Annotated in this window: 10 protein-coding genes, 6 tRNA genes and 1 riboswitch; of the genes, 3 read left to right on the forward strand and 13 right to left on the reverse strand. The window is 37.8% G+C overall.

Going from position 1 to position 12,609, the window contains the following annotated elements; genetic code table 11:
* Positions 1–85 (forward strand): Ltp family lipoprotein (locus tag DVW83_RS13335; RefSeq protein WP_174784289.1); only part of this gene is annotated, 85 nt, incomplete at its 5' end.
* Between the two features lie 66 nt (positions 86–151).
* Positions 152–1,267, forward strand: coding sequence for a tyrosine-type recombinase/integrase (locus DVW83_RS13340; protein WP_104660818.1), 1,116 nt, complete (start codon positions 152–154; stop codon positions 1,265–1,267).
* Positions 1,268–1,348: 81 nt separating this feature from the next.
* Here the strand turns inward: DVW83_RS13340 and DVW83_RS13345 are convergent, their stop codons facing one another.
* Entirely contained in the window at positions 1,349–3,121 is a 1,773-nt protein-coding gene (locus DVW83_RS13345; RefSeq protein WP_137239507.1) for an ABC transporter ATP-binding protein, read from the reverse strand.
* 2 nt (positions 3,122–3,123) lie between these two features.
* Positions 3,124–4,836, reverse strand: a complete 1,713-nt coding sequence (locus DVW83_RS13350) for an ABC transporter ATP-binding protein (protein WP_104660820.1) — start codon at positions 4,834–4,836, stop codon at positions 3,124–3,126.
* A 115-nt stretch (positions 4,837–4,951) separates the two neighbouring features.
* Here DVW83_RS13350 and DVW83_RS13355 point away from each other — a divergent pair, with 115 nt between their 5' ends.
* Entirely contained in the window at positions 4,952–5,611 is a 660-nt protein-coding gene (locus DVW83_RS13355; RefSeq protein ID WP_104660821.1) for a TetR family transcriptional regulator, read from the forward strand.
* A 107-nt stretch (positions 5,612–5,718) separates the two neighbouring features.
* On the opposite strand, the gene DVW83_RS13360 is transcribed toward DVW83_RS13355, so the two are convergent.
* The 11 genes from DVW83_RS13360 to DVW83_RS13410 form a co-directional block, all read right to left on the reverse strand.
* On the reverse strand, positions 5,719–6,798 hold the full coding sequence (locus DVW83_RS13360; RefSeq protein ID WP_104660822.1) for an FUSC family protein: 1,080 nt from the start codon (positions 6,796–6,798) through the stop codon (positions 5,719–5,721).
* Between the two features lie 63 nt (positions 6,799–6,861).
* Positions 6,862–7,404, reverse strand: coding sequence for an acyl-CoA thioesterase (locus tag DVW83_RS13365; RefSeq protein WP_104660823.1), 543 nt, complete (start codon positions 7,402–7,404; stop codon positions 6,862–6,864).
* A gap of 256 nt (positions 7,405–7,660) precedes the next feature.
* Positions 7,661–8,455, reverse strand: coding sequence for an alpha/beta hydrolase (locus DVW83_RS13370; RefSeq protein WP_137239509.1), 795 nt, complete (start codon positions 8,453–8,455; stop codon positions 7,661–7,663).
* 112 nt (positions 8,456–8,567) lie between these two features.
* Positions 8,568–10,043 carry an MDR family MFS transporter gene (locus tag DVW83_RS13375; protein WP_137239511.1) on the reverse strand — a complete coding sequence of 492 codons (1,476 nt, stop codon included), beginning with the start codon at positions 10,041–10,043 and terminating at the stop codon, positions 8,568–8,570.
* A 167-nt stretch (positions 10,044–10,210) separates the two neighbouring features.
* Positions 10,211–11,404, reverse strand: a complete 1,194-nt coding sequence (gene metK, locus DVW83_RS13380) for a methionine adenosyltransferase (protein ID WP_005877990.1) — start codon at positions 11,402–11,404, stop codon at positions 10,211–10,213.
* Positions 11,402–11,481, reverse strand: a riboswitch (SMK box riboswitch). (Overlaps the previous gene by 3 nt.)
* Positions 11,482–12,119: 638 nt before the next feature.
* Positions 12,120–12,191: transfer RNA gene (locus DVW83_RS13385), tRNA-Glu, on the reverse strand.
* A 13-nt stretch (positions 12,192–12,204) separates the two neighbouring features.
* A tRNA-Ile gene (locus DVW83_RS13390) sits at positions 12,205–12,278 on the reverse strand.
* A 14-nt stretch (positions 12,279–12,292) separates the two neighbouring features.
* Positions 12,293–12,363 (reverse strand) — tRNA-Gly (locus tag DVW83_RS13395).
* A 4-nt stretch (positions 12,364–12,367) separates the two neighbouring features.
* Positions 12,368–12,440 (reverse strand) — tRNA-Phe (locus tag DVW83_RS13400).
* Between the two features lie 3 nt (positions 12,441–12,443).
* Positions 12,444–12,516, reverse strand: a tRNA-Asp gene (locus tag DVW83_RS13405).
* An 18-nt stretch (positions 12,517–12,534) separates the two neighbouring features.
* Positions 12,535–12,608: transfer RNA gene (locus DVW83_RS13410), tRNA-Met, on the reverse strand.
* Position 12,609 lies beyond the last annotated feature (1 nt).

Consider the following 12,609-nt stretch of genomic DNA (forward strand, 5'->3'; position numbering starts at 1 on the left):
AATTAGAGATCAATTAACTTCTGATGCTGGAGAAAAATTTACTCCAGAAGAAGCTAACTATGCAATACAACATTTAACTGATTAAAGAAAAGCCTTCGGGCTTTTTCTTTTAACAATTAATAGGAACGTATATTCGAAAGGAATAAAAATAATGTGGGTAGAAAAAATAAATGACAAAAAATTTAAGTACACCGAACGTTATACAGATCCTTTAACTGAAAAGAAAGTATCCGCAACTTTATCTAGCGGTTCACGTCAAGCTTGGAATCAAGCAACCTTACTCTTGAATGAAAAAATCGCAGAAAAAATAAAACGAAATGAAGAGTTACCATTAACTTTTGGAGAATTAAAAATTAAATGGGATGAAAAATACAAGCCAACTGTAAAAGAGAGTTCCTATCGAACAACTCAGGTTTATCTATCATTAATTTCAAAATATATAAAAGATGATGTACTTGTAAAAAATGTTAATAGTAATCTAATACAAGATATGCTAGATTACTATTATTTTGAAAAAAATTTATCATATAATTACGTAATACATTTAAAAACTTTTACAGGAATGATTTTTAAATTCGCCAACCGTCGATATGGATTAAAATATAATCCCGTAAATAGGGTTTCATTAGTAAGAAAACCTAAGACAAACGAAGAAATAAAAAAAGAAAAAGATGGTTATTTATCAAAAGAAGAAGTTCAAATGATTGCTAGTAAACAAAAAAGTTCACATCAACAGTCACGTTATTCTTTAATTACTAAATTTTTATTTTTAACTGGACTACGTTATGGCGAATTAATATCTTTAACAGAATCTGATTATGATGGTAACAAAATTACGATTTCTGGAACATATGATTATGAATTAAAAATTAAAACAACAACTAAAAATACAGATTCTTATAGAACCATTGAATTGCCAAATAATGCTAAAGAAATCATAGACCAATTAATAGACGAGAATAAATTAATCAAGAATAATATAGATAAATATATTTTCATTTCTAAAAGTGGGAAACCGATATCTATTCAAGCATACAATCAATCTTTAAGAACAGTATCGAAAAAACTAAACATAGATAAAAAAGTTTCTTCTCATATGTTAAGACACTCCCACATTTCTCTACTTACAGAACTAGGGATTCCATTAAAAGCTATTATGGATCGTGTAGGGTACGAAGATTCAAAAACAACATTGAAGATCTATACCCATACAACCAAAAACATGCAAGACCAACTAGTAGAAAAATTAGAAAAAATAGAAGTTTAATTTGCTCCTTTTCTGCCCCTTATGAAAATAAACAATATAAAATAAATCAAAAGAACCCCGTAATGACGAGGTTCTTTTGATTTAACTTTCAAACACAAATTGGTTGTGGTATAACTCTGCGTAAAAACCGTCTTCTGCTAATAACTGATGATGATTTCCTTCTTCAATAACTTTACCATCTCGTAATACAACGATTCGATCAGCATTTAAAATCGTCTTCAAACGGTGAGCGATCACAAAACTTGTCCGTCCTTTGATGGCTTCGTCCATTGCTTTCTGGATTCTAGCTTCTGTCACAGTATCTACGTTACTAGTTGCTTCATCTAAGATCAGTAAAGCGGGATTTGTGATGATTGTCCGAGCAATACTGATCAACTGTTTTTGCCCCGTACTAAATAGATTATTTTCTTCAGATACTTCCGTTTCATATCCTTTATCTAAATTCATGATGAAATCATGGATATTTGCTTGTTGGGCTGCATTGATGACCTCTTCATCTGTCGCATCTGGTTTTCCAAACACGATGTTGTCACGAATCGTTCCAGAGAACAAGACAGATTCTTGTAAAACGATCCCAACATGTTTACGTAAAGCATCTAGATCGTATTCGCGGATATCCGTCCCATCAATCATAACTGACCCGCTATTGACATCGTAAAAGCGATTGAGTAAATTCATGATGGTCGTTTTACCTGAACCAGTTGGTCCCACTAAGGCAACCATTTCCCCTTTATTCACATTGATCGATACATCATTTAGCACCATTTTATCAGGACTGTAACCAAAATCTACATGATTTAACGCTAACCCTTTCTTAATGCCGTCAAACGGTTGTCCATGTTCTGGTTTCACTTCATCTTTTTCAGTAAACATTTCATTTAATCTTCTTGCTCCAGTAATCGCTAATTGGATCATGCTGTAACCAGAAGAAATCTGCATCAATGGCTGGTAATATTGTTGGGAGTATTGAACAAATGTGACGACTAATCCCAAAGCCACTGAACGTTCCAGATCACCATTCAAGGCTAACCAACCGCCAAAGAAAATGACGATTGCAGTATTCACTAGTGACATTCCTTGCATCATCGGGAAGAGTAAACCAGAATAAGCTTGTCCTTTGAATGTTGCTTTTCGAACAGTTTCGTTGTGTTCCAAAAAGCCGTCAATCGTTTCTTCTTGCAGTCCATTGGTGATGATCACACGCTGTCCACTGATTTTTTCATCCATATATCCATTCAGTTTACCGACTTCATCTTGTTGTAGATCAACGTATTTTCTTGCTTTTCGAATAACCAGTACTGCGATTAAAATAGCAACTGGGGTGGACGCAATCGTTGCCCATGCTAATTCGACATTTTGACGAAACATCATGATCAAAATGCCAAAAAGTAACACAATATTGGTAATTACTTGAAGCAAAGCTTGATTTAAACTGTTTTGGATGTTATCCAAATCACTGGTAAAACGACTTAAAATTTCACCATCTTGATGAGAGTCAAAAAAGCGAATCGTTAATTTTTCTAACTTATTGAATAGCCCGATACGCATGCGGTTGGTTGACTTGCCAACAACTTGTGTAAACAAGATACTATAAATAAAATTCGCTGCACTCGCCAACACATAGAAAATCAACAGCTTCCAGATAATAGAAAGAAAACTACTTTTATCATCTACCCCTTGCATCAAGGCACCAATATAGTTTGCTAATTCTTGGAAGGCTTCACCAATATACTGAGGTGCTTTGACCTGGAGATACGTCGCAATGATAACTGTAACAAAGATAAAGAAAAAGGAGACCTTATAACGTTTCAAATAATGATAGAAAAACTTACTTGCTTTGATCAAATCAGTCATGGTTACTCCTCCGTTCCTTTTTGAGTTTCAAAAATCTCTTGATAGACGCGGTTTGTTGCAGCTAATTCTTCATGTGTGCCTTCACCGACTAGTCTACCCTCATCTAAAACCAAGATACGATCTGCTTTCACAACCGAAGCAATTTTTTGCGCAATCACGATGGTTGTTGTATCTTTCAATTCTTTATTGAGTGCTTCTCGCACTAATTTTTCTGAACGTGCATCTAACGCACTTGTACTATCATCTAAGATCAAGATCTTAGGATCACCGATCACTCCACGAGTAATCGACAACCGTTGTTTCTGACCACCAGAGAAATTACTGCTACGTTCTTCTACTGGTGCTTCGTAGCGGTCAGCCAGTTTTTCGATAAATTCCTTGGCTTGAGCGATGCCAGAAGCATGCTCCATGTCTTTTTCCGAAGCATCTTTCTTCCCTTGACGTAAGTTTTGTGCAATAGTACCAGAGAATAAAATAGCTTTTTGTAGGACAAATGCAACGGTATGGCGCAAGCTTTTTTCATTTACTTGGCGTAAATCGACACCACCGACTTCGACTTTTCCTGTTGTTGGGTCGAATAATCTTGGGATCAACTGTGCTAAAGTCGATTTACCTGCACCTGTTGCTCCAACGATCCCAACCATTTCCCCTGCTTGGATCGAAAAACTGATATCTTTTAATGTATCTTCATCGTCCCCAGGATAGCGGAAAGATACATGATCGAACGTAACGGAGCCTGACAATTCCTGTTCTGGAACATCTGGATAAGTCAAATCTGGTTCTGTATCTAAAATTTCTTTGATTCGTTTTAAGGAAACTGCCGCTCTTGACGTCATCATCATCATCATTCCACCAATGATGATCGCCATCATGATCTGCATCAGATAATTCATGAATGAAGCAATCCCACCAATCAATGTTGGATCATCTTTGGCTATATCACTAACAAAGAAAATTGCACCAACAACTGCTAGATTGGCCGCTAACATAAACGAAGGAATCATCACAGAAAATAAGGTTCCTACGATGATATTGTGTTTTGTTAAGTCTTCACTTACTTTACTAAATTTCTTTAATTGGTTTTCTTCTTGAACGAAAGATTTCACTACTCGAATCCCCATGAGGTTTTCTTTTGCGATACTGTTCACTTTATCGATCAATTTTTGAATGATCATAAAATGTTTTCCCATTCGTGTAAAGGATAACGCCGTGATCAAAAATACTGTCACGATCAGCGCTACGATAATCCACCATAATTGTGGCATAGTCAACATTGCTAGAATAAATGCCCCAATAAATAAAAATGGGATTCTAAATAATGATTGCAACGAAATCATGACTAAGTTCTGAATCTGCGTAATATCATTGGTCAAACGTACAACCAAGTTTCCTGCAGAAAATTGTTCGATATTTCCAAATGAAAAGGTTTGGATTTTTCGGAAAGCTTCTTCACGGATGTCTGCACTGACACCTTGGGCAACCTTTGCAGAAAAAATCGTATTCGTCACCCCAGCCGCTAGACCTAACAAAGCCAAACTGATCAAATAGACCCCGATTGTTTTCATTTCGTCGTTATCTTCTGTAATGATTGCTTCAAGTACTTGCTGCAGCAGTTTTGGTTGCCAAAGTGTGGCAGCGACCATGATAGCCACAGACAACAATGAAATGAAGACAGCACTCTTATATTTTTTTGCATGTCTTAAAATTAAGTTCATTGGTCGTTACACCCCTTTTTTCAAAATTGACAGGCCTTATTTAACACTGTAAAATTAGACCGACTAACAATTTACCATGTATAAAAAAATAATGCAATACAAGAGGTTGATTAAATTGGAAACAAAGCTTTCTCAAGAAATAATTATCCAAACTGCCTTTGCGATTCTGGCAGAAACACAGGAACTTTCAAAATTATCCATGCGTAATCTAGCGTTTAAAGCAAATGTCAAAGCACCTGCAATTTACTGGTACTTTAAAAATAAACAAGAATTACTGCAAAAAATGGCAGAATCCATGGAAAATCAGCTTGTTATTCCTGCTATCCAGTTATCTTGGGAAGAACGACTTTTTCAATTTATGGAAAATTACTATGATCTTTACACTACGTTCCCTTGCGGTGCTGAACTTGAGATCAATACCATTCCAGCCTACTCTAGTCGATTAGAACATTTAGAAATGATGATCCAAACCCTGATGCAAGTGGGCTTTTCGGTCACCCAAAGTCGGCAAGCCGTTTCCTCTCTCCATAATCTTTTGATTGGCCAGCTGATGGACCATCAACATGAACAACAGCTTCGTCAAAAAATCATTGCAGGCAACCCTTCCCTAAAAAACGCGATCCTGACAATGAAAAATTATGTCGAAGAAAATGAATTAACTGGCCTAAAAGCCAGTATCACTGCACATCAACACGCTGAAAGTGAAAAACAGCTTTTCCTTTCAAGTATTTCTGTATATATTGAAGGATTGAAACACGTTAACTTCAAAGGTTAAGCTATATTATCCCTCTCCCACACTTTTTGACTCACTAAAAAAGAATCCTTGATAAAATCGCAGCTCGAAATCATTCAAGTATTGCGTTTTATCAAGGGTTCTTTTTATCATTCAAGAAGCGAATGTTTTCTTCTGTTTTTGTACCACTCCATTTTTTTACTATACCATTGAGTAAGCCAGATGAATAAGAGTGCCACTCCCACACCAATCATGTTATCTATTACTCTCATCATTGTTGCTTCTGTTAATCCAAATAAACTACTTGCGACAGTCAATGCCCCAAAGCAGTTGAAAACCGTCTTATAGCGATAAGTCGAACAGATGCCCAATATAAATCCGCCGCTAAGACTCAGTAAACCGCTTGGTAACAAGGAACTCGCGACTATAAACAAGGCGCTGCCTAATATAGTTCCAAGGATTCGATCAATTGCCCGCTCTTTAAAAGTGATTCCTAAAAATCCATAACTGGAATATAAAGAAGAAAAAGCAAACCCAATCCACATGAAACGCTGAAAAGAACTATAGCGACTTAGCATAATCAAAATAGAAATACTTAGAGAATAACCAAATAGCCACACTAGTTGTCGTCTTTTTCCATTTCTCCATACAGCTAAAAATGAAGTCGTTTTGTTTTTTGCTCGATGTTTTTTGTATAATATCGCTGCAAATATCCCAAAAAAGAGAAGGAACAGGATACTTCGATTGAGCCATTGCTGTGGGTCGAATTTTTCTCCCCAGATAGAATACACAATAAAGATATAAGCAAATCCATATAATCCTGCATTTCCCATTTTCGGCTCACTAGCAGTTACCAACAAAATGATCGTCAACAGTCCAAAATACACAACTAAACGAAGCATAGCCGAAGGAATCCACTGTATTTCAGGTAAAATAAAAAAAGCACCCATCACGCCAGCTAAGCCCCAGATAGAATGCGTGATAGTGTAACCAAAATCAACAAATCGCAGACTTAACAGCATACAAAAGAATACGACAGCCTCCGCCTTTACTTCTATACCAAATATCGCCGTGACAACAGAGATCATCAGGACCGCAAAAGCCACAATCAAGCAGGAACGGCTGATTAATGAAGCCAGCCATCTTCTTTTTTCTTTCTTTGTTTTCGCCTCTTTTATCTTTTGTTTCAAAATAATCGGGTCTAACTGTAAAGACTGATAAAAGCCCAAGGGTCTCTCCTCCTTTAAAAGATACAATTGTTTTTCTCATTCAAATGAAAAATTTTTCTACCTCTAGCTTTCTTTTTCTGACTCGTTCCAAGGAAGCTCCAGCGACAATCGCTTGGCAAATTCTTTATACTCATCTCGCTCATGTAACCTCTGACTTCTTCTTTTTTCATACCCTGAACAAACCATTGCTTCTTCCTTACTGCTGGGAAGGACTTTAGGAACAGTAAATTCCACTTCTTCATTCATATGAGAAGGAACTGCGACAAAGGTAGTGAAGCACGTAGCCGCAAGATAACGTTCGCCTGTTGTCAGATTCTCACCAATAATTTTGACGAAAACTTCCATTGATTTATGGTGCGTACCAGATACATAGGATTCCACACATACGGAATGATTTTCATGTAATGGTTTCAAAAAATTCAAGCTATCTAAAGAAGCCGTAACTGCTCCTCTTCGACAATGTCGCGTCACTGAAATTGATGCAGCATCATCGATCATCGTCATCAACTTTCCCCCAAACAAAAAACCAAACGGGTTCAGATCAAAAGGAAAAATCCGATGCGTCTGGATCACCATTGACTCTTTACAATACTTCGTTTCTTCCAAAAAATTCACCTCATAAAATTATTTCTATTTTTTGTATTGTTTGCGTAAAGGAATATACCATAAATCATCAGGAAAACAAATAGATATCTTTCATTCAAAATGACTACAAAAAACAAAGCCCTGTGTAACGAAGTAAACACTTCACTACACAAGACTCTCATTTTTCAACGCTCAAATTCAATTATAAGATAAAAAACGACTGACCATAAACGGTGCAAAAAATAAGCCTTTGGCAACCCGAAGTCAGTCATTTCAATTAATTTTTATCTTCTTCAAAAAGCCAAGTCAGTGCCCGTTGAATCCAGTGATCCCAGAAAATCCAATTGTGGTCTCCTGGTCCATGTTCAAATGTGACCCCAATGCCATTTTGCTTCATCGAATCTGCCATTTCTTGATTGACTTGATACAGAAAATCAGACTCACCACAGGCTAGATAAATACGAGGAGCAGGTTTCCCGCTTTTGACTAATTGTTCCAACAGATACTGAGGATCATTAACGGAACCTTTGATTTGTTCTAATGGACCAAAAATGCCTTCCCAGAATTTTGCTTTACGGACCATTAAAAGATCATCCATACGGTTTCCAACAGAGATTGCTCCAGATAGTGAAATGATCGCAGCAAAATTTTCCGGTTTTGCTAAGCCAAGTTTCAATGCACCGTAACCACCCATTGATAACCCAGCAGCATACGTTTTTTCTCTATTTGTCGTCAACTGTGGAAATAATTCATGACAGATTTCAGGAAGTTCTTCTGCTATAAATGTCCAATAATTCATGTCATAAGCCGTATCTGTGTACCAGCCAAGATCAGTAGAAGGCATGATGACTGCTAAGCCATGGTCTGCTACATATCTTTCTATCGACGTTCTTCGTTCCCAGACACTGTGATTTCCTACCATTCCATGAAGAAGGTATAAAACTGGCACATCCATTGTTTCCTGTTCTGAACTCGTACCGATCACTTTTTTTGTTTTTTGCGGAAGGATCACATTTAGATTGACCTCCATCTCTAAGACATTCGAATAAATATTTGCTTGAATAAACGCCATGTTGAAACATCCTTTCTAAGGCTGTGAATATAATCTTGTTTCCTATGCGAATGTATCTCTTCAATATAATTACATGATTACCTTACGCCAATGGTTCTTTCACTGTCTCATTTCAATACTCTCTTATTCTATCACTTTTATCTCGAACAAAAAACGTTAAGGCAAAAGCAAGTACTACTAAGAGCAATCCTAAAAAATAAACTTGATGTAACCCATCATACAATATTCCACGTAATGGTGTAAGCAATCCCGCTTCGATTTCTTTCGCTGTTTGCGGATTAACAAGCTTGTTCATGATATCTGGATCATCCGTCAGATTCCTTGATGCTAGTTCGCTTTGTGTAATGCCGTTGATCAATAACCCAAATATCGCCACCATTACTGTTTGACCAATTGTTCGAACCAACGTATTAAATGATGTAGCAACACCTAACTGTTCTCGTGGTACACTATTTTGCGCACTAACTGTTGAGGTCGTCATCGTTATCCCTAAGCCCACACCAATAACTGTTGAAATAGCAAAAAACCATAGAAAATTACTGTGAAATGGCATCAACCAAAGCCATGCACCCCCGACAGCCGCAATAAACAAGCCGATCCGTAAGACCCAATTTGTTGCCATTTGTGTCATCCATTTACTTGCTAAGAAAGAACCAACCATCCAAACAAGAGAAAGTGGAGCCAATACTAATCCGCCCACTGCGGCATTCAATCCTAATACCCCTTGCATCCACATTGGGATATATACATCGATTCCCATCAAAAATCCACTAGCTAAAGCAGCAGCTAAATTCACGACTACAAATAGCGGATTAGAAAACAGATGTAACATGATAACAGGGTCTTTTGCTCTTTTTTCTGCAAAGATGAACAGTCCTAATAAAGCCACACTCCCTACAAGCAGACTGATTACTACAGGTGTAAACCCTTGATCTCCCAACAATTGGAATCCTAATAACAAAGCAACTAGCATCGCCATCAAACTAAAACTACCAAAAAGATCCATTGGTTTTGATTCATGTTGTACTTTCGGTTCATTCAAGTACAACCAAATCAAGATCATCAATAAGAGCCCAATCGGAACATTGATAAAAAAGATCCAGTGCCAGCTGATCGTTTCAACAATAAACCCACCCGCTAACGGACCAAACACACTAGCGATCCCCCAAGCTGAACTGTTGAGCCCTAATACCTTTGCTCTTTTTTCGATTGAATACAAATCACCGATGATAGTTAATGCAACAGGCATCATCGCTCCTGCCCCCATTCCCTGAACAGCTCGTGCTACAATCAAACCAATCATTGTTTGAGAAAGACCGCAAAATAGTGAACCGATAATAAATAATAGCGTACCAAAAATAAAAATCGGTTTACGTCCAATTTTGTCAGCTAACTTTCCATAGATAGGTGTCAGCATCGCATTTGTCAGTAAATAAATAGAAAATACCCAGTTCATGATTTCCATTCCATGAAGTGAACCTACAATCGTAGGAATCGCCGTTGTAACGATCGTTCCCTCGATTGCTGTCATAAAAGTCGCGATAAACACACTGATCGTTACGAGTTTGACATTTGTTTCTCTTTTCATCTTATTCCTCCTTTTTACTTTTACAAGAATCATTTTGAGCCAAAAAAAATAAGCTAAATGACTTATCAGAAAATACCAGCTAAAAGCAATCGCTAGTTTACAGCTGATTTTTACCATAAAAAAACTGGAACAATCACCCTAAAGGTAATCATTCCAGCAACAAAACTCTACTTACCTAAACTTGCTTTTAATGCATCTACTTTGTCAGTATGTTCCCAAGGCAGATCAACATCTGTACGGCCAAAGTGACCATAAGCTGCTGTTTGGCGGTAGATTGGGCGACGCAAGTCAAGCATTTCGATGATACCTGCTGGTCGTAGATCAAAGTTTTCTCTAACCGCTGCAATCAAGTCTTCTTCTGGAACTGTAGAAGTACCAAAAGTATTGATTGAAATAGAGACAGGTTGTGCAACACCGATCGCATAAGCGAGTTGAACTTCTACTTTATGTGCAAGACCAGCTGCTACGATATTTTTAGCAATGTAGCGTGCGGCATAACTTGCTGAACGGTCAACTTTTGTTGCATCTTTACCAGAAAAGGCACCCCCACCATGACGTGCATAGCCACCATAAGTATCAACGATGATTTTTCTGCCTGTTAGACCAGCATCACCTTGAGGTCCGCCAATCACGAAACGGCCAGTAGGATTGATATAGTATTTTGTTTTATCATCTAGTAATTCAGCTGGAATAACTTCTTTTATTACTTTTTCGATGACATCACGATGAATTGTTTCATTATCGATTGCGTCATCATGTTGAGTAGAAATAACGATCGTATCAACACGTTCTGGTTGTCCATTATCATCATATTCTACTGTTACTTGTGATTTTGCATCTGGGCGTAAATAAGTCAATTCATTTGATTTACGCAAATCTGCTAAGCGACGGACTAAACGGTGACTCAATGCGATTGGTAAAGGCATCAATTCTGGTGTTTCATCAACTGCGAAACCAAACATCAACCCTTGGTCACCTGCACCGATTTCATCTAATACGTCTTTTTTATCTTCATCTCGGATTTCTAGTGCTTCATCCACACCTTGAGCAATATCAGGAGATTGTTCATCGATTGCAGCTAATACAGCTACCGTATCTCCATCAAATCCGAATTTGGCACGTGTATAACCAATTTCCTTGATTGTTTGGCGAACAACCTTTTGGATATCTACATAAGCTGTTGTAGAAATTTCTCCAAATACTAATACAAGACCAGTCGTTACAGATGTTTCACATGCAACTCGTGCTGTTGGGTCTTGTGCCAAGATTGCATCCAAGATGGCATCGCTGATTTGGTCAGCAATTTTATCTGGATGTCCTTCAGAAACAGATTCTGAGGTAAATAAATGTCTTTCTCCCATAAGTGATTCCCCCTAGTTAAATTCGGTTACAAGGCATCTCCGTATCCTACGGATCCTCTCGGGAACTTGCAACGAACCCAGTATAGCAGATAAAGTAGATTTCTGCTCGTTTTTTTGTCGCTTTTAAATAAAAAAATGATTTTCATTTCATATAAAACGCTTCTTACTTGCTAACTTTGATACTATTGGAAATCACAGCGTGCTTCAATCCATAGCTGTAAATCACTTTTATGATAGGAATAGTTTTTTTACAAAAGCGCCTGCTCCTGGCTAAACAGTCCAGATAGAAAAACACCTGATTTTCTTTTAGATTCTATAATATTTAATGTTGTTACTTTTATAAAGTAAGAACACCAACGAGTGTAGGACAAATCTAAAATTCAGGTTTGCTACAAAATCTCGAATAAATAACGTCCAAAAGTCAGGTTTTTCGGAAATTTCAAAAAAACGAGCGTGGGACAAAAATAAGAAATACTTTTGTCTCGTCCTCAATACCGAAACGTCTCACTTTTACGACTTAATTCAAAACAACATTATTTTATTTAGCGTCTTCTTTTATACTCTGCTCGTCTCACTTTATCCTTCCAAACAATCAGAACAAATCAACACGACCTAAAAAGACTTAGCACAACTATCCAGTAAGATAACTCTACTAAGCCTTTTGAAATCATTCATTCGGACAAAAAGAAAAAGATACTTGAAAAAGTATCTTTAATGACCCGTACGGGATTCGAACCCGTGTTACCGCCGTGAAAGGGCGGTGTCTTAACCGCTTGACCAACGGGCCAGGATGAAACTAATGGGCCTAAATGGACTCGAACCATCGACCTCACGCTTATCAGGCGTGCGCTCTAACCAGCTGAGCTATAGGCCCATAAAAAAACTAAAAGCGGGTGACGAGAATCGAACTCGCGACAACAGCTTGGAAGGCTGTGGTTTTACCACTAAACTACACCCGCAGTATGGCGCGGGACAGAATCGAACTGCCGACACATGGAGCTTCAATCCATTGCTCTACCAACTGAGCTACCGAGCCAAACGGTTCCGACGGGAATCGAACCCGCGATCTCCTGCGTGACAGGCAGGCATGTTAACCCCTACACCACGGAACCAGTGTTTTTAGTTTTTAATTGCGGGAGCAGGATTTGAACCTACGACCTTCGGGTTATGAGCCCGACGAGCTACCAGACTGCTCCATCCCGCGA

Origin of the sequence: Enterococcus sp. VV15, from assembly GCF_005236045.1 — a bacterium.
GTDB classification, from domain to species: domain Bacteria; phylum Bacillota; class Bacilli; order Lactobacillales; family Enterococcaceae; genus Enterococcus_B; species Enterococcus_B durans.